We start from the raw sequence: 26,028 nt of genomic DNA, 5'->3' as shown, positions 1-26,028 counted from the left end.
AGCAATTATCTCTAATTTATCTCAATCATGATTAACTTGCTACATTAGATACTGGAGCCGCTGGATTGCAGCACCACTTTGATGGCATGTGAAGAAGCTTGAAGTGTGCGCCCCTGAATATCGCAGCCGAGCGTGCGGAATGCCTCTTCGTAATCCTCCAACGGGAACGAATGGGTGATAATTTTTTTCGCCGGGATAATCTGTTGCTCAATCATGTAATGTGCTGTTGCGAATGTACCCAGGGAGTCGATGGAGCCAATGATTTTCAGACTGCGGTCCACAACTTCCTTGGGATTGAACGATGTGTTTCCATCTCTCAGACCGACCAGCATGAGATAACCGCCGCTGGCGAGTTGCGAGAGCACTTGTGTGCCGACAACGCCTGTCGTATCCACAATCATATCAACCTGATTAGTTGTTGGTGCCAGCGACTCTATCGCATTTTCAAAGGATGAATGAACCTCCCAGCGATCCGGTGCAATCGAACCTGCAATAGCCAGGCGTTCTTCGGAGATATCGACGAGACAGCCAGTGACACCTTTGGAAGCGAGGGCGTAGCTGTATAGAATACCAATCGGCCCTGCGCCGAGGATAATCGTTCTAAAATTCGGCAGCAGATGGATCTGATTAATGCCTGTAAGCATGCAGCTCAGTGGTTCAGTCAAGGTCGCTTCTTCATAGCTCACATGGTCCTTCAATTTATACAAAAAGCGATCCTCGGTTACATAATAATCCGTAAATGTACCGTCAGCACTCACACCTGTCTCTGTAACCGACTTATGTGTGCAGTGATTTTGTCTGCCTGTTCTGCACATGTCGCATTGCCCGCAATAATAGGTAGGATCGATGACAACCCGGTCGCCCGGTTGCAGTGTCGTTACAGCAGAGCCCACGGCAATGACTTCCCCGGCAGACTCATGACCCAGAATAACGGAAGGAACCGCATGATATTTACCACTAACAATACCGAGGTCGGTACCGCACACACCCGTTGCCCGGATTCGAACCAGCACCTGATTGTCTCTTGCGATTTCTGGAACAGGCCGTTCCTCAAGCGCTACATCCCAAGCCGATTTGTATACCAATGCTAACATGTTAAAACCTCCTTATAATAATATGAAATGTAACTATAGCGATTCATTTTAAAAACAGTTTCTGACAAGATACGAAAGTAGTGAAGGGGACGAAATCGATTCTGGAGAAGCGGAGCGTTCGCCTTAAAGCTTTCTGAAAGAAAGCTGCTTCGGAAGCATACGCTATCAACGGATTTTTCCCTCGGAAAAGGGAAATCAAAAAAATCCAGGGATAACAGCGATCAGAAGAACGGTTCGTAACCGAAACGACCACTACGAGCAATGGCATTGAAACGTATTAATGAACGCTGGCAAGCACCGAATCGAGTCGTTCTACAATTTCAATCAACTCATCTTCTGTTGTGGTAAGCGATGGTCTGACCTTAACTACGTTCCCGAAGCCGTAACGTGATCCTCTTAAAATCAGATGCTCATCCGTGAAGGCACGGTCGATAATGGCGTTGGTTTTATCCGTATCCGGTTCGTTATTGTCACCCACCATTTCCAATCCCCACATCAGGCCGACTCCGCGAGCTTCACCAATGCTTGGATATTTCATGGCCAAATCTTGCAGTAATCCACCTAAAATTTCACCTTTGCGTTTCACGTCATCCAGGAATCCGGGTTCGGATACAACCTCCAGGGTAGATTTGGCTGCGGTTACAGAGATCAGATTGCTTCCTGAGGTGAAGGAATGTTCATGCTTTTCCAGTACATTTAATCGGGACTGCATCAATACCGCAGCAACAGGCACACCGATACCACCGAGACCTTTGGCAAGGGTAATCATGTCAGGCTGGATATCGAACAGTTCGCTGGCAAACATATACCCGGTACGTCCGATTCCCGTCTGTACTTCGTCGGCAATAAGAATGATATTGTACTCATCACACAGTTTACGCAGGCGCTTGAAATAACCAGCAGGAGGAATGATATTGCCGCCATTGCCGAGGATCGGTTCAATAATCATGCAGGCGACTGAGCCGGAACTCGCATATTCTATGGCATCGGAGATAGCTTCAACGCATTGATATCCGCAGTCTCCGCTTGAGGATTTGAATGGGCAACGATAGCAGTATGGTGCAGGCACATGAACGGAGTTGGCAACAGCCGAATTTGGAAACCGTTTCCGCCGGAAGGCATTTCCCGAAATGCCTGTTGCAAACTGGGTCTGACCATGATGGGACAGGTACAGGCTGATAATGTCTGTGGATTGCGTGTATTTCTGTGCAATTTTGGTGGCACATTCATTGGCGGTTGAGCCCGTAATATCCCGCATCCATCCGGCATTAATGTCGTTTGGAGCATATTCAATCAGATGATCGAGCACTTCATCCACATACGGTTCTGTGAAGGAGGAAGACATATGCGTCAGATTGCCGACTTGTTCCTGAATTTTGCTCACGACATGCGGGTGATTGTAGCCCAGTGACAGGTTGAACGTACCGGACACACCATCCAGATATTCAACGCCTGCATCGTCAATCAACTTAATCCCTTGTCCGGTTCTGAAACGGTTTTTGGTTAAGGTTTGCATACGATTCCCTCCATAAATGTAATGTACTAGCCTGAACGAAGATCAATAATTTCGGATTACGCGGGCATCACCCCTCTCAAGAAGCAACGTTTAAATCTCTTTACTCTGATGTGCGAGAGTTCCACTTACGGCGCTGTTCCTTACATTCCAGAGATGAGAGAGTACGAGAGTGAGTAGCAAAATCAGACAAAATCCGGCCAAAATCCAGATCGTGTTCACTACAGGCCATGCACTCATGCTCCATCCGGTTACATACTGCAGAATGGCGCCGCCGATACCCCCTGATGCAATCAGGATGCTGGTTGTGCGCTCAGTCATGCCCGGAATCAAAATGTTGGCATAGACCAGTGCAATACAGAACAGCCCTGACATGAACAATCCGGTTCCGAAGATTAGCAGGTATGTTGCCCATTGGCCCGTAACGAACACCATGGCAACGGCGAACAGAAGTGTACCTACCGTACTCCAGATCAGGAAAGGCATGTAGTTGACAGCTTCAGCAATTTTTCCGGAAAAAAGACGACCGATAATCATGGCAATCCATAGGATGGATACGCTGAGTGAAGCGACAGACTCCTGTAACTGCAATCGTTCGACCAGGATGGAAGGCAGGAAGTTCATCAGGCCTAACTCCAGACCCATGTAAACGAAGAAAAAGATGACGAAGATGGTGAGCAGCCCCATATGTTTTCTGGAATACTGGGCCCTGCCCGTTGCATGTCCAACGGTGTTTTCACCAGCTTGTTTCAGATAAGAAGCGGCGGAGGTGGGCATGGTCACCCATAACAGCATGAGAATAAGGGATAACGCGGAAACGGTATAAAACGTAAGATGCCAAAGATCCAGCCAAATGTATAAGGCAGCGACTGCCGGAATGAGAAGTGCTCCGAGGGCAAAGTACACATCAAGCTTGGACATTGCTACTGCTTTCTGATTTTCCGTAAATTCTATCGTAAACGCACCAACGGAGGGCTCAATGATACCAGACCCAAACCCGACAATAATGGTTAGAAGAAGAACAACAGTCCAGGATGGCAAGAATCCGAGAACGGCATAGGCGGCCACAATACAGATCAGTGCGATGGTTAACATGGATTTTCTGCCGATGCGGGCAGTCATGGAAGGAGCAACGAGCACCCCGACAAGAAAACCGAGGAACTGCAGAAACAACAAAAATCCGCCATCACTATAACCACGCTCATAATGTGTCAATAAAACGGGTAGAAGTGCACCGAGTACAACGCTGGTTATGCCGATTAACAGATAAAAACCGCAGCTTAAAGCGAAAATTCTTCTCATAAGTTGTCCTCCTAAGATGGATATAAATTTTATATTATGTAAATAATGTTTCTTTCGTATATAACTTATACCATAATTATGCAATTGTACATGCTTTTTATTGTAAAATAATGTTAACTTTTGACGAATGAATGATCTTTCTCACACAATGTTCAACCTAAAACGATTTCGTGTCGAAGCAAAAAAAAGTTTCCTTATCTGTAATAGACAGGAAACTTCTTGACGTTCGGAAACATTAATCCGAATATGATTTAACTTAAGCTGTCGTCCCACTAAGCAGTTTGCACAAAGAAAATTCCATCCAAGGGTGCCTGAGCAGTCGCAGGGCCAGTTCGTAATAACAAATATCCGTTTGCATCGGAAAGTCCCAGTATATCCTGATAGGGATGGGGGAAATCCCCGGAATAAATCTGACCAACGAATTGATAGTCCTCTAACAAATGGCTAATTCCGTTCACACCGTTTGGTAGCATGGAAGAGAAAAATGAAAAGGCAGGGAAATCCTGTTCCTCTATCTCTACTTCCGTCAATCCTACTCCGCATAAAGGAATGGATTGAATGGGACATACGGAAGTTAGTGGCTCTGAAGATACGGATACATATGTACATCCAGCGAGAATATTCTCCTTCCATTCCAGCTCATCCCCCGTATAGGTTACCTGGTCCAAAAAGTATTCCGAAGCGGAATAGGTGGAGAAGACCGAAATGTACTTCCCGGGTGGCAACGAAGGGACATGCATCTGTTGTAAAAGTGTATTGCAATCAATGGAGAACAGATGCAACAAGGGTTGGCTCTCCTGATTAAGCGGCCAATCTGTAACATATGCGATTTCTCCGCCAATCCATATGCCAGTATTCTGGTTCAGAACATCCGGGTCAATTGAAAGCTGGTTAACTTTGTGCATAGTAAACTCCTCTTTGTGTCTGGATTAAGCTGTTTAAACGGACAACACATTAATTATGACGGGCTGACCGTTCAGTCTTTGACTTGAATCGCATTTCCAAACAGCTTGCGTGCTTTGTCCCAATCGACGCCTAGTTTACCTTGCCAGCCAGCCCAAGGCATCTCCATATCAGAGCGGCCTTTGGTATTATTAAGCAGCAACTCACCGTTCAGGATATGCTCGTTGTTGGTCCAATGGTCTGTACTGAGGGAGAGAACCTGATTGGGCAGTACACCTACTCTGGACAGCGCTTGAAGAATACTTCGGCGAATCCCGGCGTGTCCTTTGACTAATTTCTCTGCAGTGAGTCGTTTCTCAAATTTCCCCGGAGACTCTTCGTCTTCAGCCTGATCCAGCATGCGAAGCAGTTGATTGAATGTGGTGATATCCTCGGGAGTCGGTTTAATTGGTCCTTGCTCAAGTATGGTGACAAACTCTGTCAGATCGGCGTATGCACCTACGCTTGTGCCACTGTAATCATAACCCTGGTGAAGGGCGTAACGGATATTGGATAGATTCTTCCAGCTCTCATCGCTATGACTGAAACCGCAAACTCTGCAAGCCAGGAACTGTTCAGTCTCTTCGTAAGCATGTGGCTCTGAGTGAATCATCATATGGTAGCTTGCGAGCGTAGATATGCCTCGAGGATAACTGCCCCCGACACCTGCAATAAATGCTTGGGTAATCGTTGACCAGGATAGACGTTCATTCTGCTGGAAAGCGATTAGTCGTTGAATGATATCATCATGGTGGACCATCTCCAGATCATTAGCCACCCAGCCCACTGAAGTCAGTATATCTTGTTCGGCAGGAGTTAGTGTATCCGTTTGATAGATCATTACTTCACGTGCTCTGTCATAATCACCATTGGCGTGAAAATATAACTTTTTAAGGACTCTCATACACTTTTTGTCCATGGTTAACTCCTTTCCATAGTTTATTTTGGATTACCTATGTACCTCCGAATAACAATTTATTTGCTTCGTTTCATTATAAGTGAGATGATGTGTGATGAAAATCAGTACAAGGTACTAACCTATTGAACAAAGTGGTGGTGGAGCATGCGAATTAACAAATACATAAGTGAAACGGGATACTGCTCCCGCAGGGAAACGAACCGATTAATTGCAGCCGGGCGCATTACGATTAATGGTAAAGTATGTGAAAAAGGAGCGGACGTGGAGCCTGAGGATATTGTGCTCATTGATGGCCAGGAGATTCCTTACAATGATCACGAGCCTGTTTACCTTGCTCTGAATAAACCCATCGGCATTGTCTGCACCGCAGCCGAACAGGTGGAGGGAAACATCATTCAGTATGTGAATTATCCCTCGCGTATCTTTGCGATTGGCAGGCTGGATAAGGCGTCCGAGGGATTGATTTTTCTGACGAACGACGGGGACATTGTGAACAAGATGATGCGTTCGGAGCATAACCACGACAAGGAATACGTAGTAACCGTAGATAAACCAGTGACAGACGAATTCGTACGGGCGATGTCGCAAGGGGTTGAGATTATGAATGTGGTGACGAAACCGTGTGAGGTATATAAGCATAGTGAGAACGTATTTCGTATCATTTTGACTCAGGGGCTTAATCTGCAAATCCGCAGAATGTGCAAAGCCTTGGGATACAGAGTGCTCAAGCTGGAGCGCATCCGAATTATGAATGTTACGCTGGATGGACTGGAACGTGGACAATGGAGACATCTGGAGAAGCAGGAGCTGGTGAATCTTCTGTCCATGTTGAATTAGAAGTTGCATCTGCTCAATGTCCTGGCAAAATGAAGAGGCACTAATCCGTAATGGATTAATGCCTTTCTTTGAGTTTTGGACGATGAAACCATATACTATTCAAGTTCTGGCAACGTACTACGGTGGTCTTTTCTGTGTACTTTCTTCTCTGAGATAAATGATCCGAGCAACGTTAATAGAGCGCCAAGCAGCGTTATCCAGGTAATCCGTTCATGTAGAATCAGTGCAGAAGCGACGACAGTAATGACAGGCACCAAATAAATGTACACACTTGTTTTGACGGCTCCCAGCAGACTCACTGCCCGGTTCCAGGTTACAAAACATAAGGCAGAGGCACCCAGTCCGAGAAAGAGAAGGTTCGAGAGGTTGGTCATGTTGGCGAAGCGCCCGAGATCGAAGTGGAATTCGAACAGGAACAAAGCTGGCAGCATGAATAATAGTCCATAAAAGAATACTTTGCGTGTAGCACCGATGGTGTGATAAGGAAGTTCACCTATTTTGCGCATGAGTACAGAGTAGATTGCCCACACAGCAGGTGCCACGAAAGCGAGCAGATCCCCCAGCGGATTCAGTTGCAGAATGAAACTGCCGTTGAATCCAATAAGGATAATGCCAGACAAGGCAATGGCGAAGCCCACGATAAACCGCTTTTGCAATCTCTCTCCATCCAGAAAGAAATGTGCAAGGACTGCGGTAAAGAAAGGGGCAATCGAAACAATAACACCTACATTGGAAGCTAAGGTGTACACCAGTGCAATATTTTCAATGAGAAAATATAACGTAACCCCGCATAATCCAGCACCGATAAACAGCATTTCTTCTCGGAGTGAGGTAATTCGCATTAACCGCGGATAGATCAGGAAGAGCACCACATAGCCAATCACGAAACGGAAAAAGAGAATCTCCACCGGCGTGAAATCGATCAGCAGCACCTTGGTGGAGATAAACGTTGTTCCCCAGATCAGGATCGTAAGTAAGGCTAGCAGGTGTCCAGTGGAAATTTTGTTCTGACCTGTCATAACAGATCATCCGCTGTGCGCTTTGGATCCACTTCATGGTTGAAGATGCGTCTGTATTGCTTGGGGGTCAAGCCAATTAGCTTTTTGAAAAAATTCGTAAAGTGACTCTGGTCACTGAAACCGGTCTGCGCTGCAACCTCAATCGGGAGCTGGCCTTGTTCCAATAGCCGTTTGGCCTGATTGATGCGAATTGTTTCCAGGTAGCGGTAGGGAGATATCCCTTTTTGCCGAGTGAACAAACGCAATAGATGGTACTTGCTCAGCCCTGTTAACTCGACTAATTGGTTCAGCGTAATGCTCTCCATATAATGAGTCTCTATGTACTCGCATATGAGTCTAATCTCGATGGTGACGTCCTGGGCGGAAATGGGCGGTTCGGCATCGGCATATTCTCTCATCAGCTGTTCCAGCAGAAAGAGCAGCAGTTCTTCTTTGTGAAAGTCAGCATGCTCTTCCAAGATCATCTGATGCAGCTCATGCAAAGAAGTAACATGTTCGCTCTGATAGAGAACAGGGGAAGTAAACCGTGGCAAATAATCTTGTCCGGTAATTTCCAGCACATATTGGCGCATGACCTCAGGTTGAATGTTGATGCAGCGATAATCCAGAGTTCTGCCGTCCACCTGTTCGCAGGCATGGGGATCATGCGGATTAAAAATAATCATGTCTCCAGTGTTCAGGATATATTCTTCGTTATTACATACGAGATGGCGCTTGCCTTGCTCAATAAATCCAATGACGTAATAGTCATGAAAATGATTGGGGAATTTCTGCATAATACCTTCAAATTGATAGGCTTCGAGCTGTAAATCGGTATCGAACACGACGGTTCGCACTTCGCGAGTCACCTGCTGCACCTTCTTTCTGGTAAGTTAAATGTCATTATAATATGAAAAGAAGGAACTTTCTTGGACGATATTGCTCGCTCTGTTTTGTTCAAACATGTAAAAAACCAAAATACCCGCTGTCCCTAACTAGATGGATGACGAGTATTTTGGTTCAATTATAGCTCATTTAACGGATAACAATATTAATTTGAACCTAAATTATTGTTATAGCAACGTAGCAAGTGCTTCTGGCGAAAAAGCCTGAATTTCATTCACACGGCCATCACGGATTTTCACAGCCCACGCCGGATCAGCCAGTAGTGCGCGTCCAACGGCAACCAGATCAAATTCCTGCTGGTCCAAACGAAGGAGAAGATCATCTAAATCCTTGTGTCCTGCACCTTTACCTTCCGTATAGAGACTTGTAAATTCATCATCCAGACCGACAGAACCCACGGCTATCGTTGGTTTGCCTGTCAGTTTTTTCACCCAGCCGGCAAATCCAAGTTCCGAACCTTCATATTCCGGCTCCCAGAAACGTCGTGTTGAGCAATGGAATATATCGATGCCGGCCTCTACCAACACATTCAGGAATAACTCCAGCTTATCTGGTGTGTCCAGCGGTTTGACGTAATAATCACTCATTTTCCATTGCGACAAACGAATGGCAATCGGGTAATCGGGACCCACGGCAGAACGGATTGCTTGAATAAGTTCGGTAGCGAATTGCGTACGCTTGATAAGATCACCGCCGTAGCGGTCTGTCCGTGTATTTGTTCTGTCCCAGAAGAATTGGTCAACCAGGTAACCATGTGCTCCTTGAATTTCAATGCCGTCAAACCCAAGCTGTTTGGCATGAACTGCTGCGTCCACAAAAGCCTGAATGATGTTGGCGATTTCTTCGTCTGTCATCGGTTCACCCGTCAGATTTCCCTCGAGATCAATACCCGACGGTCCAATGGATGGAGCTTCCGGATGAGGCTGCGATCCCGCTGGACGAGCCATACCCATATGCCAGAGCTGAGGAAAAATCTTGCCCCCTGCTTCATGAACTTGTCTGACGACTTCTGCCCAGCCGTTCAATGCTTCTTCACCATGAAAACGGGGAACACGCGGTTCGCTGGTTGCCGCCGGATGATCAATGGTTACACCTTCGGTAATAATAAGTCCGACGCCATTTTCGGCACGTCTGCGATAATAAGCCGCTACATCGGTACCCGGTACACCATCGGGTGAGAAAGCCCGACCCATAGCGGGCATAACGATGCGAGACTGCAGGGTTAAGTTATGAATCGTATAAGGTTGAAACAGATTTTCCGTGGATTGAACTTGTTGTTGATGATTACTCAAGTCAAACACCTCCATAATAGTGCACCTCCAAGCGGGGTACGAGTGCAATATTATCAATGGAGAGTGGCTGCATCAACCGACGATTTATCCAATGTGTTGCTTAAGCGAAGCGACCATAATAATGTTGGTTTAACCCCGGATTACTTGTTGAGCTAACAGGAGCTATTTATAATAGGAGCAGAGCATTAAGAAGTTTGATTACAAGATCGATTAGAAGGGACACTTTGTATATGTCAGGTGAGTTTTCTCCAAATCCCAATGATCCACGGGTGATCCGAACCCGTCAATTAATTCAGGATGCGTTTTTTTATCATTTGAATAAAAAGGATTTCTCAGCCATCACAGTTCAGGATATTACACAAAAGGCGACGATTAACCGGGCCACATTCTATGCCCATTTTGCAGACAAATATGAACTGCTTGAATCCGTTTTGTCCTATGCTTTCCAAGAATATGTGCTCAAACAGATTGATGCAGAGGCACATTTGACAGAAGAGACCCTGAAGCAACTGGTGATCTCGTTATGTAATTATCATGATTCAAGTAATCAATGTATCAAGAAATATGAGTCCGTAGCGCCAATCTTTGAAGAAAATATTAAGGCCCAGTTAGAGAAGCTCGTTCTGGAGCTTGCCATGAGTCAAACAGATGGAGCAGAGCCACCCAAAACATTGGCGTATTTGGCAACGATGCTGAGCTGGTCCATCTATGGGGTGACGTATCGCTGGAATTTGGAGGAGAGACAGGAATCCCCGGCTGAATTGGCTGAGCGAGTGGTGCCATTTATGATGAATGGAACAGGTTTACTGAATTAACGAATGTAGAAAGAAAGAGCAGATGAGATCTGCTCTTTTTGTTTTGATTTTATCCATCGAAAATATAGTGAAGATTATCAATTCATAAATGAATTTACGTCAGATGAATTTACGTATATAGCTTCAGCGGAAGGGTCGTTAAAGATTGTCCGGCCGCAGAGGCAGTCAGGTTTTCCTCCAGATTGAATCCTTCCACGGGTTCAATGCTGGTGAAGGTTTTTAGGAATGTGGTCAGTACAATTTTGGCTTCCAGACGCGCCAGTGGTGCCCCCAGACAGAAGTGAGTACCAAAACCAAATGCAAGCTGTTTATTATTGTTCGATCGATGAATATTTAAGGTGAACGGGTCTTCGAACATGTTCTCATCCATATTGGCTGCACTCATCCACGCTACGATAGCGTCTCCCTTTTTCAGTTTAACACCAAGCAGATCGTTATCCTCTTTGACCATCCGGTCCATTTTGCTGATGTGAAAGCGATATCTCAGCATTTCCTCTACCGCGGCTGGAACAAGCTCAAGGTTATCCCTGAGTTCGGCATACAATTCCGGTTGATCATACAGAAGGGCATAGAACGAGTTGGCCAGCAGGTTGCTTGTTGTTTCTATGCCAGCACCCAGAATAAACATGGTGGTTCGCACAATCTCTTCATCCGTAAAGTGCTCGCCATCCACTTCCACCTGGATCAGGTCGGATATGATATCTTCTCCCAGATTGGATCTTTTGGACACAACGAAGGGATACAAGTATTTAAAATATTCTTCGCCGGCAATCTTTTTCATTTCGTTAATTTGATCAAAGGTGGCATCGGTAGTGGGCATAAACATTGTGTCCACCCAACCCTTGAACAAATGACGATCTTTGGAAGGAACGCCAAGCAGGTCAGACATGATAATGACAGGAAACATGCTCGTATAAGCTTCAACAATGTCCACTTCTGATTGATGCTCAAACTCTTTAATTAGCTCTTCGGCCACTGCCTGTATTCTCGGTTCCCAAAGCTTGAGACTTCTCGGTGTAAACGCACTTGCCAGCAATGATCTCCGCTTGCGATAATCCGGCGGATCTACATTGTGAATATCCAGCTTGTCCGGCATGTGATGCTCACTGTCCGCACCTTTTTCTTCACTTGAATATCCGACGTTCACAATTGATCTTTTTCTCACACTGGAGAAGTGCTCGTGATCATTAAGCACGGTTTTGACAAGATCATACTTGAATATATGCCAGGAATCGGTCTCTTCATTGTAGATGACAGGTTCCTGATTCAACATGCTGCGATACCAACGGTAGGGACTGAATTCTTCTTCTTTCGATTGGAAATTCGTGATTTCTGACAGAGAAATAATAGAGCTCTTCGTCATTCGTTTCGCCTCCTTGGTTGGTCTCATTGACAAATATAACAAATAAGAGTACTTTAATTCAAGTAGTTTAAATTAAAACAACAAGGTGGAGTAAAGAGTGAAGAACATACTGAAGCACGGCGGAGTCAAGGCAGGCATATTCATGATCGTTTTTTATCAGATTGTAATGTTGACCGTTTTTATGTCGGGATATAGTGCAATCCCCAAAAATGTAACCAATCTTACGGTGGCCATTGTCAACGAGGACCAGCAATCCGGTACTGAGTTTGTACAAAAATTGCAAGAACAATTGCCATTTAAGGTAGTAACCAACGAATCATTGCAACAGGCAAAGACAGGGCTTGAAGATCGGGATATTCATATGATCATACGTATACCGGGTGATTTTACGGAGAAACTGTCTGAACAAGGCGGTAAAGCTCAGCTCCAGTACCTGATTAATGAATCGAACCCAACAACGATCACCAGTTCTATGAAAAATGTAGCTGCTCAAATCACTGCGCAGATCGGTGCTCAGGTTCAGGCACAGAGCTTTGAGGGTGTGCTGAGCAGTATGCAGGTTCCTGCGGAGCAATCGAAACAGATTGTGGAATCGACCATGGACAAAGTATCATCCGACATCGTTCTGAGCAACCCGCAACCAGCAGGCATGCAAAATCAGATGGCACCGATGTTTATCACCATGGCGCTCTATGTTGGAGCCATGATCTATGCGATGCAAAGCATTGGCGGCATGAAACAACTGCAAGGACAGATGGGGAAATGGAAAGCATTCTTTGCAATGCGAGGAGTCAACCTGCTTGTTTCCATCCTTGCTCCACTTGTAGGGATAGGCATTTATTTTATGGTGCAAGGGTATGGCGTGGAAGCGTTTTTGAAACTGTGGATGGTGCATAGTTTGCAGTTGTTTGTGTCGATTGAGTTTACAAGTATCTTTATCATGCTTCTGGGTCAAGGCGGAATGCTGATCAATATGATATTCGTACTCAGCCAATCCATTGCAAACGGGACGTCCATGTCACCGGAGATGATGCCAGGATATTTCAAATTCGTAAGTCAAATCACACCGATGTTCTATTCAACGCATCTGGATTACAATATTCTCTTCGGTGGGGGACGAACGGTGCATTATGCTGTTGGGCTGGCATTGGTTGGTGTGGGAGCCTTTGTTATCAATACAGCCATTCATCATTTCAAAAAAGCCAAGCAAACTAGTACCACACAGGAGTCTGTACAACAGCCCGTTATGATATAAAATAGAAGATATGAGGGTAGGCGATGAAGAAGAAGCTATGCCCTTCGATTAGCAGAATGGGGGCAGTCACATGTCGATTCAAATATTTATACTCGGTGCACTAAGTGAAGGGAATTATTATCCCTATGATATTAAGAAGCGAATTGGGAAACATCTGGATCAAACGGATGCCAAGATTACCGAAGGTACCATTTATTATAATTTTGAAGTGTTGCTGAAGAAGGGTCTTATTGAGAAGGTAGAAACAATTCAGAGTGAAAATCGACCAGACAAAACGACATATGGAATTACCGAAAAAGGACGTCAGTCCCTTGAACAGAGCATATATAAGGTGTTCCAGAAGTTTACGAATGTACAGTCCTTATACGCTGCGTTGGTCCATTTGGATAAGGTGGATAATCAGAAGATCGCGTATTTGATTGAGGATATTATTGAGAAGATGAATAAGAGGCTGGAATATATTGAATCTCATACACCTCAGGAGATTGATGTGCAGGAGGATCTGAAAGATGCACTGTTGTTGATGCGAGATCACGCGTACCACTCCATTCAGAGTGATATGATCTGGCTTCAGAAACTTCTGCATCATGTTCAAAGCAGAGTATTAAAAAGCTAAATCACTACTCGTTAAAGGAATGAGGTGAAAAGATAATGTATGAACATTTGGTCGCATTCAAATTGAACGATAAAATCACTACGGTCAAACAGCAAGAATTGGTAGCTCAATTACTCGCGTTACAGGAACAGATTCCTGGAATTGTGGATCTCACCGCAGGTATTAATGTAACAGAGGAGACGGATCATATTCAGGGCTTCACACTTGGCCTGAGAGTGACATTTGAAGATCAGGAAGCGCTGCGTGCTTATGGCCCGCATCCTGCACATCAGGCATTTGTAGCCTCCCTGAATGAGTGGCTGGAGAATGTAATTGTGGTCGATTATTCGATCTGAGTCTGCATATTGTCCATATTATATTATGCATAAGAAGTCGCCATGGCGGTGGCTTTCATATGAGCAGGTTAGTCAGAATTTTCTGGCTAGCCTTTTTTATGTGAAATAATATAACAAAAGAAGGAGGTGTTTTCATTCCTTTTTGTACAAAATGCCCAATATATTGAGTTCTCTTTATAACCTGCAACAATTCTATGTGATGGATCATGGAACTTCCCGCAATTGTTTATATAATGTGAATCAACATAACATGATTTTTGCAGCGGTAAAGTGATTCTAAATTACAGGGGGCAGGTAGGGATGAGAGAAACCAAGAGAATGAGGATTTTTTCACTGGGAATTCAGCACGTATTGGCGATGTATGCCGGGGCCATTTTGGTTCCGCTGCTTGTGGGAAGAGCGTTAAACCTGACTGCGGAACAATTGGCGTATCTGGTATCGATTGACCTGTTAACCTGTGGTATCGCGACATGGCTTCAAGCACGTAAAGGGAAGTATTTGGGGATTGGCTTGCCAGCAGTTCTTGGAAGCTCATTTGTTGCTGTGACTCCCATGATTGCGATTGGATCACAATATGGAATTCCGGCCATTTACGGTTCCATCATAGCAGCAGGGATATTCATCGTTATATGTGCTGTTTTCTTTAGTAAAATCGTCAAACTGTTTCCTCCCGTTGTGATTGGAACAGTCGTAACCATTATTGGTCTGGCGTTAATTCCAACGGGCATCAAGAACATGGCAGGTGGAGCAAACAGTGAGAATTTCGGAAGTCTGGACAATCTGGCGCTCTCATTCGGGGTATTGCTCTTCATTCTGGTGCTGAATCGATATGCTCGCGGCTTTGTCAGATCCCTCGCAGTTCTCCTCGGTATTATTGTGGGTACCCTCGTCGCTGCCATCATGGGGAAAGTGAATTTCAGCTCTGTACAGGAAGCCTCTTGGTTTCATTTGCCCCAGCCCTTTTACTTTGGATGGCCTACCTTCGAAATCGGTCCGATCATTACCATGATTATTGTCGGCACGGTTGTCATTATCGAATCTACAGGTGTGTTTATGGCCTTGAGCAAAATCTGTGATCAACCGATTAACGAAAAGGATTTGGCACGAGGATACCGCGCAGAAGGTCTGGCATTTGTACTTGGTGGTATCTTCAATGCTTTTCCGTATAACACATTTGCTCAGAATGTCGGTTTGGTTCAGCTCTCCAAAGTGAAAACGACCAATGTGGTTGTTGCAGCCGGAGGTATTCTGATTTTTCTTGGACTGATCCCCAAAGTTGCGGCATTCGCAACGATTATTCCCAGCGCGGTACTCGGCGGGGCAACGGTTGTTCTGTTCGGCATGGTAGTCTCATCCGGGATTAAAATGCTGCAACATGTGGATTTCAGCAAGCAATCCAATCTGTTAATCGTTGCTTGTTCGGTTTCACTCGGTCTTGGCGTCACGGCTGTGCCGGATCTGTTTGCCCAGCTGCCTCAAAGTATCCGCATTATTGTTGGTGATGGTATTATCACAGGCAGTCTGTGTGCCATCCTGCTCAATGTTTTCTTTAACCTCGGATTTAAAAAAGAGAGTCTGCCCGTACAGCCTGTACAAGCTCAAGAAGCACATACTTAAGATTGTCTTGTAACAGGTATGCGATCTGAATAAATGGAACAGACCCAAGATGTATTGGTTGAGGTGGAATGATCGGAATGACTCCCCTTGCCAATGAACCTCTTGGGTCTTTATTTTGGGTAAACTGCAGAGTACAATTGGATATTTTTATTCAACATATCCCGGAAGCTTTTCACCTGTGATGAGTTCGAAAAGTTTGGCAGATTTCTTCTTAGTTAATTGAACATAAGTAGGTTTACTTTCAATGATAATGATTTCAACCTGATCCTGATGGGGACTGATCCAGAGGTTATAGATGACACTTTTATCTGAGGAATCTGTGTTCTTTTTCTTGAAAAAGAATTTATAATCCGGAGGTCGCACCATATCCGCTATAGTATTGTTCGACGGGATAGAGGCGGTGATGTTCCTGATGGCTTGCACCTGTGCTGGATCGGTAATTTTTCTATACAGGGTATATTGATTGGAGCTCTCAACCGGTTGTTGAACGATAACCTGATTTCCCTTTGATTGTATGTTGTCCGCTGAACAACCCGTAAGGCACATAAACAAAAGTGTTATAGACCCAATCCAATAGATGTATTTTCTCAATTTGATCACCGCTTGATCTCTAAACGGTGTCCCGGGTATGAAAGTTACAGCAGGATGAATGCAAAAGGGATATAAATATGCTAAAGTTTCATCATGAACATGCTACATGTTCTTTCCGTTGAATTTCCATGCGACTACATAAATGAGCATTGGTTCACAAGGCTAAAATAAAACGAAGGGATATCCTGATATCGCTTGGTTACAGAAAAGGAGTTGTGATCACATGCAACAAGAAACGCTGAAAAAAGGGTGGCACTTCGACAACAGTTATGGACGTTTGCCACAGACCTTTTTTACAAATCAGGGTGCGGTACCTGTTCAATCACCGAAGTTGATCATCTTCAATACATCGCTTGCAGCCAGCCTGGGGCTGAATGCTGAGGCTCTTAACAGTGATGAAGGAGCAGAGGTGTTTGCAGGTAACCTGATTCCGGAAGGTGCCGAGCCACTCGCTCAGGCCTATGCGGGTCATCAATTCGGTAATTTTAACATGCTTGGTGATGGACGGGCTTTGCTGCTGGGAGAACAAATCACGCCACAAGGCGAGCGAGTGGATATCCAGCTGAAAGGTTCGGGAAGAACCCCATACTCTCGCGGAGGCGATGGACGTGCTGCCGTTGGGCCAATGCTGCGTGAGTATATTATTAGTGAAGCGATGTATGCACTCGGCATTCCAACAACGCGAAGTCTGGCGGTTGTATCTACTGGAGAAAACATTACACGCGAAACAGAGCGACCTGGTGCAATCCTGACTCGGGTGGCTTCAAGTCATTTACGTGTAGCAACCTTCCAATACGCAGCCAGATGGGGATCGATTGATGAGCTCAGAGCATTGGCTGACTATACACTGAAACGGCATTTTCCCGATATTGCCGAAGCCGATAATCGCTATCTCCAGTTACTTCAGGAAGTCATTCGTCGACAGGCTTCACTTATCGCCAAGTGGCAACAGGTTGGTTTCATTCATGGCGTAATGAATACAGATAATATGGCCATCAGTGGTGAAACCATCGATTATGGGCCGTGTGCGTTTATGGATGCCTACAATCCAGCGACGGTATTTAGCTCCATTGACACGCAAGGTCGGTATGCATATGGAAATCAACCGTATATTGGCGGCTGGAATCTGGCTCGGTTTGCCGAGACGCTTCTGCCACTGCTGCATGAGGATGAAGAACAGGCTGTACAAATCGCTCAGGATGCGATTGCACAATTCTCTGAATTGTATCACCACCACTGGCTCTCGGGAATGCGGAGCAAGCTGGGCTTGTTTAATGAAGAGGCTGAGGATGAAGCGCTAATCAGGGATCTTCTTGAATTGATGGAGAAGCATAGTGCAGATTACACAAATACGTTTCTCGCACTGACCTTTGATACGCTCAACGGAGCTCCTTTATTCGATACTTCAGAGTTTGCGGAGTGGAATGAGCGTCGCCAGGCAAGATTAGGCAGACAGCAGGAAGGGAAAGAAGAATCGCAGCAATTGATGAGAACTAGCAACCCAGCGGTGATTCCTCGTAATCATCGGGTGGAAGAAGCACTGGACCGAGCGGAGAATCACGGAGATCTTAGTGTGATGGAGAAACTTCTTGCTGTTCTTTCAAACCCGTTTGCACATTCTACCGAACAAGCTGAGTACGCGGAACTGCCTACGCAGTGCGATACCTCCTACCGGACTTTCTGTGGAACCTGATTGAAAACTTGTTATGAAGAGGCTGCCATTGGCAGCTTTTTCATTATCATGTCAAAAGGAGATTTTATGTCCAACATACTAAGCAAAACAGAGATTGCAAAAACTCTTTTTCAGTTGCTTGAGCGGACATCCTTCCGCAGGCAGCAGATTGAGGACTATGTTAACCGCTTGTTTGAGAGCTTTAAAGGGGAAGGAGTTCCATATGTAGAGATTGAAAATGATGCATATATAGTTCGTATATACGAGCGTGGCATGGTTATGTTGGAAAAAAGAATGGAACAGACGGAAGAAGTAATCTACTGGCTGCTGGAGGATATCATTTTTACGGCAGCGCATGTGGAATTGCTGAAACGATATGGTGTGGATAATAAACAGACACACTTGAATTACACAAACGCAGTGACGCAAGAATTGACCCAAAGTGTTGAGAAGGCTTTCCAACAGCTTGGAGATCCTTACTTGTATTGGCATCAGACGGGTAAACGGCAAGATCTGGAGAGGCTGGAACCAAGAAAAGAGAGGTGATTGACATGAGTGAACAGGATATTAATGATGTGTGGTATGAATATGCGTTAACCTTTGTGGGGAAAAAGAATGAATCCGCTCAGGGCTGGGCTGCGTTAACAACGAATGAACAGGAAATTGCTGCTTTATGGCTGCTAGAGATGGACGTCTTTAACGGTGGTTTTGTTCAATTTTTCTGCAACTGGGGCGAAGAGGTATACCTATACGCGTTGCAGGCATTACATACCATTGGTGCGACTCAAGTAATGGACATCATAAAGTCAGCATATGGCTGCATTAAGCATTTGGGAGAGGATAAAAGACTTGCTGAACTGTGGGATATTCCTAAGTTTCTAACAGTAGAGGAAGAGCAACATCTTGATGCGCTGGATCAGCAATTTTGGAACAATGAAGATCAGATTGCAGAAAAGGCTTATGCATATTACCACGAGAAGTTGAACAAGATGTCTTTATAAACTTTGGCGTAGGCATTCATCTGTTGCTCTATATAAAGATTAAATACTTGGCCTTGCAATGATATTAACGTTCGGCTATACTGGCTATAAATTGAATACATGAATTACGTTGATAGAGCGCAGTAGCGGCTTTGTCCCTGTTACAGAAAGTCAGGGGTTGATGGAACCTGATACATACAAGGGCTGCGAATTACACTCTGGAGTACTTGGGTAATGCCAAGCGGAATGGCAAACGATATTTTGCTGAAAGCGGTATGGACAGCGTGTGAGTTGTTGTCTGTGCAAGTTGGGTGGTACCACGGTTATGATAATCGTCCCTATGTCTATTGAAGACAAGGCGGCGATTTTTTTGTGTCCAAAAAAGCCTCGCCCGGCTTAGCTCCTTGTGAATTAACGTAGATCATGGCCTAATACCAATGCATAGAGAAGGGGTTGTTTGTTTTGAATATTATTGATGAACTGGAATGGCGCGACGCCATTAATCAACAGACAGATGCGGAGGGTCTGCGTGAGCTGACAGAGACCACGTCGGTTTCATTGTATTGCGGAGTTGACCCTACAGGAGACAGCATGCACATCGGACATTTGATTCCGTTCATGATGCTGAAACGTTTCCAACTCGCTGGGCACCGTCCAGTCATTCTGATTGGTGGGGCAACAGGAACGATTGGTGATCCAAGTGGTCGTCAATCGGAACGTTCCCTGCAAACGTTGGAAGAGGTCCAAGCCAATGTAGATGCTCTGACTGCACAAATGAAAAAGCTTTTCGTAACGGATGGCGACAATCAGGTACGTATGGTCAATAACTACGACTGGACACACAAAATCAATGTGATTGAATTTTTGCGTGACTACGGTAAGAACTTTAACCTCAACACGATGCTAGCCAAAGATGTGGTTGCGAGCAGACTGGAAGATGGAATTTCGTTTACCGAGTTCTCCTACCAGATTCTCCAATCGCTCGATTACCTGCACCTGTTCCAACATGAGGATGTACAGCTGCAAATCGGCGGTTCCGATCAATGGGGCAACATTACAAGCGGTCTGGACCTGATCCGTAAAAAAGAAGGGCCAGAAGCTAAAGCTTACGGTCTGACGATCCCGCTGATGCTCAAATCCGACGGAACGAAATTCGGTAAATCCGCAGGCGGGTCCATCTGGCTTGATGCGAATAAGACGACTCCATTCGAATTCTACCAGTTCTGGGCGAACACGGATGACCGTGATGTAATCAAATACCTGAAATACTTCACATTCCTAAGCAAAGAAGAAATTGAAGCTTTGGCTGAAAAGGTAGAAACGGAGCCCCACAAGCGTGAAGCACAAAAGGCACTCGCTGAAGAAATGACGAAATTTGTTCACGGCGACGACATGCTGGAGCAGGCGAAACGCATTACCGCAGCACTCTTCAGCGGAGACATTCGTTCCCTTACAGCTGACGAAATCGAGCAGGGCTTTAAAGAAATGCCGACCTTCGAAACCGATGGTGAAGCAAAAAATATTGTAGACTGGCTCGTGGATCTTGGCCTGGAGCCATCCAAACGTCAGGCGCGTGAGGATGTCACCAAAGGGGCCATTTCCATGAATGGTGAGAAAGTTACGGAACTGGAATTCAAGGTCTCTGCAGAGCACGCAATCGGTGGTAAATTCATCATTATCCGTAAAGGCAAGAAAAACTACAGTCTGGTGAAATTGAAGTAGCCATAAGATTACATTATGAATCTTGGGAAGGTAGATGCAAAGGTTTCATCTTCCCAAGGAACACAAAAAAAGGACCGTCTCCAATCATGTCAATGACATCATGGAGACGGTCCTTTTTATATTCCATCCGCAAATGGCTTATTAGTTATTCATTTATTGATTCACAATCGCTGTGATCTCTTCATCCAGATCCAGTCTTACATTCTCACGGTAAGCCCGAATGTCGTATTCACTGTGCAGGTAGCGCAGGATCGCTTCAATCATGTTGGATTCGACCAGATACTGACTGCGGCCTTGAATCCAGACTTCTGCGGAATATCCCGTATCTTCTTCCCAGCTCAGTTCCACATTGACATCGGTTGGGCGAACACCCTTGCGTTCAGCCATGTGAATACAGATCGCGTTGACAATTTCATCCATGCTCAGAACCATAGAGATTAGTACCGTCCGTTTCTGTTACGGTCATCATCATCACGATCATTTTTGCGGTCATAACGACCATCTGCTGCTGGTTTACGACGATTCGTAATGGCTCTGAACAGGGCCATCGCGAGCATCACGATCAGCATAATTGCAGCTACGTTTACGAGCAATCCAAGAATGTTACCCAGAGCGCCCATGCCACCGAACAATCCGCCGAACATCATGCCAGCAAGACCACCCAGCATCATACCTTTCATAAATCCACCGCCACCGCCGAAGAATCCGCCACGGTTCGTTGTAGCTGCTCCATTGGAGTTATTATTCGTATTAGATTTGCTCACATTGCTGTTGGAATCGGATTTCTTAGGTGTGTTGGTATAGCTTTTTGTTCCCGATTTGAAACCGCCACCACGTCTAGCATCAGCAGAATCCGGATTCGCAACTCCAACTGTTGCAAACAGTAATGTAAAGGCCATGAAAACCATCATGAGATGTTTAATTCCGAATTTTTTCTTCATTGTAAAGATCGTAACCCCCCGATTAATTTGTTTGATTCGCCCAAAAATGGGCCTTACTCAAGTAATACGGTCAACTTACAGGAACGTTTCAAATTTTGTTTATTTTTCTGAAATACTTGGACAAGGGTCCTGAATTGCCGCCTGACCATCGAGTAATTGGGTTACCCAGTTACACCATTCGATGCCCGTTTGTGCGTTCATTAACCCTTTTTGTACCAGAATGTAACTTCCGAATTCTCGACTGCCTACTCGCAGATTATCCTGAGGGATACGGGACTTCAAATCCTCGAAATAACGGATGCGTTCCATGAACCAGTTTTTGCGCTCATTCAGAATACGTCTCATGCTTCCGTCTTCCGCAATGCCGACACATAAAATGCGCAGATTGAACTCGTCACGCGTAACCGGAGCGGTAACGGGAGTGATCATCCATCCCAGCAGTTTTTCAATACCTTTCTCCGTGACTGCATACATTTTCTTGTCTGGTTTGTCAGACTGTTGCACCCAGCGGGAGGCTAAAAGCTCATCGTTTTCCATTTTGGAGAGGAGCGGATAGATCTGACTGTGCTTAGCCTGCCAATGCGGCTGGATCTTCAGCATTAGATCATAACCTGATGACTCCTCGCGGGTAAGAAGCCCGAGCAATCCGTAGGAAAGTATGTTCATGCACATGTCTCCTTAATATTAGGGCTGGGCCAGCAAAAACAATAAAAATTGCTTTCTTTGACCGCTTTCATAAAAGTGTACACTGAAACTGTATGGTTTGACAACCTGACAGAACAACTGCCTCAATTTAGACAAAAAAAGAGTGCGGACCCTGAGGTCCGCACCCAAAACCATTTAGAGAGAAGTCTATTGCCCATACCCATCTGCGACAAGATCAAGTTCACCTGTGTAGGAGTCGATGACCATGCCGTGAACGGGTACAGTAGGTGGAAGCAATGGATGTTTCTTGATCACTTCCACAGTATGTTTTACCCCTTCTTCAACGCTGTCAAACCCGCGTAGCCACTTTTGTAAACGTATGCCGGAGTTCTCCAGTGTGCTCATGACTTCCTCAGATACACCCCGTTCAACCATATGTCCAATCATGGTCTCTGCGTGTAGGGAAGCCATACCGCATTCCGTGTGTCCAACAACCAGTACTTCGTCGGCACCAAGCTCATAGATGGCGACGAGAACACTACGCATAACAGACCCGAAAGGTTGAGAAATGATTGCGCCAGCGTTTTTGATGATTTTCACATCGCCATTCTTCAGGTTCATGGCCTTGGGCAGCATTTCCACCAGACGAGTGTCCATACAAGTGATGATGACCATCTTTTTGGTTGGAAACTTGCCTGCCGTATACTTTTCGTATTCTTTAGTCTCGACAAATGATTTGTTGTAAGCCAGAATCTCTTGAATGTTGTTCATGTCTATTGCCTCCTGTTATCCAATACGATGAGCACGGCCACTTGCATCAAATGCAGCTTGTCCTACGCCCTTTGGTATTTTTATTATACCACGGTCAGCAAATTGCATTATTCCTCGGTTTGGAGGAATAATGCAATTTGCATCTGTTAAAAGTTGATTATACGCATTGCAAAAAGTATCATCAATAGGGAAACCAACATTTTTTTTGAAGAGGTGAACGTTAACAATGGAACAACACACACAGGAACAGCTGGAATCCTTCCGTAATCTGGCTCGCAAAATCAAGAGTTATCATGAAGCCATTGGTTTGCTTCACTGGGATCTGCGCACAGGTGCGCCCAAAAAAGGTGTCCCGACACGTTCGGAAACACTGGGAATGCTGTCAACCGAAGCATTCAAACTGCAAACCTCAGCTGAGATGAAATCCTACCTGGATACATTAACAAATCCAGCCGTGATGGAACAGCTGGAAGATATCGACCGTCGTCAGGTGGAAGATTGCCAGAAAGAATATAATCGCAGTCAGTCCGTACCACCAGAAAAAGTACAAGCGTATACCGTACTTACCGCAAAATCAGAAACGGCTTGGGAAGATGCCAAGCATAACAGTGATTTTGCAGGTTTTTCGCCCTACCTCACCGATATTGTGAAGCTCAAACAAGAGTTCATTGACTATTGGGGTGTGAAAGATACTCGTTATGATACCCTTCTGGACATGTATGAACCGGAACTGACTGTAGAAAAGGTGGATGCGGTATTTGCCCGTCTCAAAGCCCGTTTGGTTCCGCTGCAAGAGAAGATCAATGCTTCGGCGAACAAGCCGAACACGGAGTTCTTGAACCAGCTGTTTGACAAGGATCAACAGGAGAAATTCAGTCTGTTTATTCTGGGACAAATGGGTTATGACTTTGAAGCCGGAAGACTTGATGAGAGTGTTCATCCGTTCGCAACGGGCCTGAATCCAGGTGATGTGCGGATCACGACGAATTATTTGCAGGATGATGTGACGAGTGCGGTCTTCAGTTCACTACACGAAGGCGGACACGCTCTGTATGAGCAAAATATTGACGATAGCCTGGCTGGTACTCTTCTTGCCGAAGGAACGTCCATGGGTATCCACGAATCCCAGTCGCGTCTTTGGGAAAATACGATTGGTCGCAGTCTTCCATTCTGGACGCGTTATTATAAAGATTTGCAACAGCACTTCCCTCAATTAAACGAGGTTGAGCTGGAAGACTTTTACCGGGCAATTAACCGGGTTGAAAGCTCTCTGATCCGGATTGAAGCCGATGAGCTGACGTACAATCTGCACATCATCATTCGTTATGAAATTGAGAAAATGCTGTTTAACGAAGGTCTGGAAGTCAAGGACCTGCCGGAGACCTGGAATGCAAAATACAAGGAATATCTTGGCATTGTGCCGCCGAATGATGGTATGGGTGTGCTTCAGGATGTTCACTGGTCGGGTGGTGACTTTGGTTACTTTGCTTCTTACTCGCTCGGCAATATGTATGCTGCACAGATTCTACATACATTGCGCAAAGAAATGCCTGAGTTCGATGCCCATATTGCCGAAGGTAACCTGATTCCCATCAAGGAATGGTTGACTGACAAAATTTATCGTTATGGCAAAAGCCGTACACCTTCCGAACTGATTGTGGCCGTAACGGGTGAAGAGTTGAACCCAGACTATTTGGCCGATTATCTGGAAGCGAAATATGCTGAGATTTACAAGCTGTAGACAGCTATAACATTATTATCAAATTCTTGAAGAGCGGGGCATCATTGCCCGGCTCTTCTTTTGCATGCAAGTTCTTAACCTTTTGCTGGGCATCAGCATATCCATAGTAGAGAGAACAGCTGAAACCAGTGAAGGAGGGAAATATCATGAAATACACGCCCTGGTTCATCCGGGCCATCGTCATTTTGCTCATTATCATCGTGGCTCTCACCAGCTGCAATAAAGATAAGGATGAAACCAAAATTACGATTGGTGAGGTCACACGTTCTGTGTTTTACGCTCCGGAGTATGTGGCCGTGGCCCAAGGTTTTTTTGAGGAACAGGGGATTGAAGTGGACATTCAGACGACGGCTGGTGGAGACAAAACGATGGCCGCATTGCTTGCAGGCTCAGTAGATATCGCATTGGTCGGAGCAGAGACGTCTATTTATGTCTATCAACAAGGCGCAGAAGATCCGGTCATTAACTTTGCCCAGCTTACACAGACGGACGGAACGTTTCTGTTTGCCCGCAATCCCGAAGGAGACTTTAATTGGGATCAATTGAAACAGAGTACATTTCTCGGACAAAGAAAAGGCGGCATGCCTCAAATGGCAGGCGAATTCACGCTGAAAAAACATGGCATTGATCCGCAGAATGATCTGGAACTGATTCAAAATGTGGATTTTGCCAACATCGCTTCTGCATTTGCTTCAGGTACGGGGGATTACGTGCAGCTGTTTGAACCTCAGGCGTCCATTTTTGAGAAAGAGGGTCGCGGCAAGGTTGTAGCCTCGTTTGGAACGGAAAGTGGTCATCTGCCTTATACGGTCTTCATGACCAAACAAAGCTATATTAATGACAACAAGGACATCGTTCAGAAGTTCACTAACGGCTTGCACAAAGCCCAAGCTTGGGTGGATTCCCACACCGCTGAAGAGATCGCTGAAGTCATCAAGCCTTATTTCAAAGATATTGATCCAGCCATTCTGGTAAGCAGTGTGAACCGTTACAAGGAACAGGGCACATATGCAACCGATCCAATCATTGATGAGGACGAATGGAATAACTTGCTAGACGTCATGAGTGCTGCGGGAGAACTGAAACAGCGTGTGGATTCTCAAACGATTGTGGATAATTCCTATGCAGAACAAGCAGCATCAGCGAAGTAACCAGGTATTC

Annotated in this window: 26 protein-coding genes and 1 other annotated feature; of the genes, 12 read left to right on the top strand and 14 right to left on the bottom strand. The window is 45.3% G+C overall.

The window, feature by feature from the left end:
* Positions 1–44 precede the first annotated feature (44 nt).
* From BLS14_RS09535 to BLS14_RS09515, 5 genes are all read right to left on the bottom strand, one after another.
* A complete protein-coding gene (locus BLS14_RS09535; RefSeq protein ID WP_063563107.1) occupies positions 45–1,094 on the bottom strand; it encodes a zinc-dependent alcohol dehydrogenase in 1,050 nt (349 codons plus the stop codon).
* Between the two features lie 277 nt (positions 1,095–1,371).
* A complete protein-coding gene (locus tag BLS14_RS09530; RefSeq protein ID WP_090951288.1) occupies positions 1,372–2,610 on the bottom strand; it encodes an aspartate aminotransferase family protein in 1,239 nt (412 codons plus the stop codon).
* Positions 2,611–2,700: 90 nt separating this feature from the next.
* Positions 2,701–3,909: an MFS transporter gene (locus BLS14_RS09525; RefSeq protein ID WP_063563106.1), complete on the bottom strand. Its 1,209-nt coding sequence runs from the start codon at positions 3,907–3,909 to the stop codon at positions 2,701–2,703.
* A gap of 272 nt (positions 3,910–4,181) precedes the next feature.
* The gene (locus tag BLS14_RS09520) at positions 4,182–4,814 is read right to left on the bottom strand and encodes a hypothetical protein (RefSeq protein WP_090807258.1); all 633 of its coding nucleotides are present in this window, start codon (positions 4,812–4,814) and stop codon (positions 4,182–4,184) included.
* A 71-nt stretch (positions 4,815–4,885) separates the two neighbouring features.
* Positions 4,886–5,755: a hypothetical protein gene (locus BLS14_RS09515; RefSeq protein WP_256336318.1), complete on the bottom strand. Its 870-nt coding sequence runs from the start codon at positions 5,753–5,755 to the stop codon at positions 4,886–4,888.
* Between the two features lie 159 nt (positions 5,756–5,914).
* Here BLS14_RS09515 and BLS14_RS09510 point away from each other — a divergent pair, with 159 nt between their 5' ends.
* Positions 5,915–6,607, top strand: coding sequence for a pseudouridine synthase (locus tag BLS14_RS09510; protein ID WP_090951283.1), 693 nt, complete (start codon positions 5,915–5,917; stop codon positions 6,605–6,607).
* Positions 6,608–6,702: 95 nt separating this feature from the next.
* Here the strand turns inward: BLS14_RS09510 and BLS14_RS09505 are convergent, their stop codons facing one another.
* From BLS14_RS09505 to BLS14_RS09495, 3 genes are all read right to left on the bottom strand, one after another.
* Positions 6,703–7,626 carry a DMT family transporter gene (locus tag BLS14_RS09505; RefSeq protein WP_090951280.1) on the bottom strand — a complete coding sequence of 308 codons (924 nt, stop codon included), beginning with the start codon at positions 7,624–7,626 and terminating at the stop codon, positions 6,703–6,705.
* Positions 7,623–8,474: an AraC family ligand binding domain-containing protein gene (locus tag BLS14_RS09500; protein ID WP_090951277.1), complete on the bottom strand. Its 852-nt coding sequence runs from the start codon at positions 8,472–8,474 to the stop codon at positions 7,623–7,625. Before BLS14_RS09500 ends, BLS14_RS09505 begins: the two co-directional genes overlap by 4 nt.
* Before the next feature lie 204 nt (positions 8,475–8,678).
* Positions 8,679–9,803 (bottom strand): NADH:flavin oxidoreductase, encoded by a 1,125-nt coding sequence (locus BLS14_RS09495; RefSeq protein ID WP_090807570.1) that lies wholly within the window; start codon positions 9,801–9,803, stop codon positions 8,679–8,681.
* A gap of 230 nt (positions 9,804–10,033) precedes the next feature.
* On the opposite strand from BLS14_RS09495, the gene BLS14_RS09490 reads away from it, so the two are divergent.
* Complete coding sequence (locus tag BLS14_RS09490) at positions 10,034–10,618, top strand: TetR/AcrR family transcriptional regulator (protein WP_063563100.1); 585 nt, start codon at positions 10,034–10,036, stop codon at positions 10,616–10,618.
* 109 nt (positions 10,619–10,727) lie between these two features.
* Here BLS14_RS09490 and BLS14_RS09485 read toward each other — a convergent pair whose 3' ends face one another.
* The gene (locus BLS14_RS09485; RefSeq protein ID WP_090951274.1) at positions 10,728–11,981 is read right to left on the bottom strand and encodes a cytochrome P450; all 1,254 of its coding nucleotides are present in this window, start codon (positions 11,979–11,981) and stop codon (positions 10,728–10,730) included.
* A 97-nt stretch (positions 11,982–12,078) separates the two neighbouring features.
* Between BLS14_RS09485 and BLS14_RS09480 the strand changes: the two genes are divergently transcribed.
* The 4 genes from BLS14_RS09480 to BLS14_RS09465 all read left to right on the top strand — a co-directional run bounded on the left by BLS14_RS09480 (position 12,079) and on the right by BLS14_RS09465 (position 15,804).
* Positions 12,079–13,236, top strand: coding sequence for a YhgE/Pip domain-containing protein (locus BLS14_RS09480; RefSeq protein WP_079693954.1), 1,158 nt, complete (start codon positions 12,079–12,081; stop codon positions 13,234–13,236).
* A 70-nt stretch (positions 13,237–13,306) separates the two neighbouring features.
* A complete protein-coding gene (locus tag BLS14_RS09475) occupies positions 13,307–13,852 on the top strand; it encodes a PadR family transcriptional regulator (protein WP_090807248.1) in 546 nt (181 codons plus the stop codon).
* Positions 13,853–13,887: 35 nt separating this feature from the next.
* Positions 13,888–14,187 carry a Dabb family protein gene (locus BLS14_RS09470; RefSeq protein WP_063563097.1) on the top strand — a complete coding sequence of 100 codons (300 nt, stop codon included), beginning with the start codon at positions 13,888–13,890 and terminating at the stop codon, positions 14,185–14,187.
* A gap of 300 nt (positions 14,188–14,487) precedes the next feature.
* Positions 14,488–15,804, top strand: a complete 1,317-nt coding sequence (locus BLS14_RS09465; RefSeq protein ID WP_090951271.1) for a nucleobase:cation symporter-2 family protein — start codon at positions 14,488–14,490, stop codon at positions 15,802–15,804.
* Positions 15,805–15,951: 147 nt separating this feature from the next.
* Here BLS14_RS09465 and BLS14_RS09460 read toward each other — a convergent pair whose 3' ends face one another.
* The gene (locus BLS14_RS09460) at positions 15,952–16,404 is read right to left on the bottom strand and encodes a YhfM domain-containing protein (protein WP_090951268.1); all 453 of its coding nucleotides are present in this window, start codon (positions 16,402–16,404) and stop codon (positions 15,952–15,954) included.
* Between the two features lie 214 nt (positions 16,405–16,618).
* Between BLS14_RS09460 and BLS14_RS09455 the strand changes: the two genes are divergently transcribed.
* The 4 genes from BLS14_RS09455 (at position 16,619) to tyrS (ending at position 20,769) form a co-directional block, all read left to right on the top strand.
* Positions 16,619–18,088 (top strand): protein adenylyltransferase SelO, encoded by a 1,470-nt coding sequence (locus BLS14_RS09455; protein ID WP_063563095.1) that lies wholly within the window; start codon positions 16,619–16,621, stop codon positions 18,086–18,088.
* A gap of 48 nt (positions 18,089–18,136) precedes the next feature.
* Positions 18,137–18,613 carry an Imm63 family immunity protein gene (locus tag BLS14_RS09450; RefSeq protein ID WP_176854450.1) on the top strand — a complete coding sequence of 159 codons (477 nt, stop codon included), beginning with the start codon at positions 18,137–18,139 and terminating at the stop codon, positions 18,611–18,613.
* A 5-nt stretch (positions 18,614–18,618) separates the two neighbouring features.
* The gene (locus BLS14_RS09445; RefSeq protein ID WP_090951262.1) at positions 18,619–19,068 is read left to right on the top strand and encodes a DMP19 family protein; all 450 of its coding nucleotides are present in this window, start codon (positions 18,619–18,621) and stop codon (positions 19,066–19,068) included.
* 100 nt (positions 19,069–19,168) lie between these two features.
* Positions 19,169–19,390 (top strand) — a binding site (T-box leader).
* A 119-nt stretch (positions 19,391–19,509) separates the two neighbouring features.
* Entirely contained in the window at positions 19,510–20,769 is a 1,260-nt protein-coding gene (gene tyrS, locus BLS14_RS09440; protein ID WP_090951259.1) for a tyrosine--tRNA ligase, read from the top strand.
* 153 nt (positions 20,770–20,922) lie between these two features.
* Here the strand turns inward: tyrS and BLS14_RS09435 are convergent, their stop codons facing one another.
* The 4 genes from BLS14_RS09435 to BLS14_RS09420 form a co-directional block, all read right to left on the bottom strand.
* Positions 20,923–21,201, bottom strand: coding sequence for a YxcD family protein (locus BLS14_RS09435; RefSeq protein ID WP_024630486.1), 279 nt, complete (start codon positions 21,199–21,201; stop codon positions 20,923–20,925).
* Positions 21,202–21,206: 5 nt separating this feature from the next.
* The gene (locus tag BLS14_RS09430) at positions 21,207–21,710 is read right to left on the bottom strand and encodes a hypothetical protein (RefSeq protein ID WP_063563091.1); all 504 of its coding nucleotides are present in this window, start codon (positions 21,708–21,710) and stop codon (positions 21,207–21,209) included.
* Between the two features lie 99 nt (positions 21,711–21,809).
* Entirely contained in the window at positions 21,810–22,376 is a 567-nt protein-coding gene (locus BLS14_RS09425) for a PadR family transcriptional regulator (protein ID WP_063563090.1), read from the bottom strand.
* A gap of 186 nt (positions 22,377–22,562) precedes the next feature.
* Positions 22,563–23,126, bottom strand: coding sequence for a beta-class carbonic anhydrase (locus BLS14_RS09420; protein ID WP_063563089.1), 564 nt, complete (start codon positions 23,124–23,126; stop codon positions 22,563–22,565).
* Between the two features lie 226 nt (positions 23,127–23,352).
* On the opposite strand from BLS14_RS09420, the gene BLS14_RS09415 reads away from it, so the two are divergent.
* Together BLS14_RS09415 and BLS14_RS09410 are read left to right on the top strand one after the other, a co-directional pair.
* Positions 23,353–24,867 (top strand): carboxypeptidase M32, encoded by a 1,515-nt coding sequence (locus tag BLS14_RS09415; RefSeq protein WP_090951256.1) that lies wholly within the window; start codon positions 23,353–23,355, stop codon positions 24,865–24,867.
* Between the two features lie 146 nt (positions 24,868–25,013).
* On the top strand, positions 25,014–26,018 hold the full coding sequence (locus tag BLS14_RS09410) for an ABC transporter substrate-binding protein (RefSeq protein WP_079693947.1): 1,005 nt from the start codon (positions 25,014–25,016) through the stop codon (positions 26,016–26,018).
* Positions 26,019–26,028 lie beyond the last annotated feature (10 nt).

This window comes from Paenibacillus sp. OK060 (genome assembly GCF_900101205.1).
Taxonomy (GTDB): domain Bacteria; phylum Bacillota; class Bacilli; order Paenibacillales; family Paenibacillaceae; genus Paenibacillus; species Paenibacillus marchantiae.
This window is presented reverse-complemented; position numbering and strand designations above follow the sequence as displayed.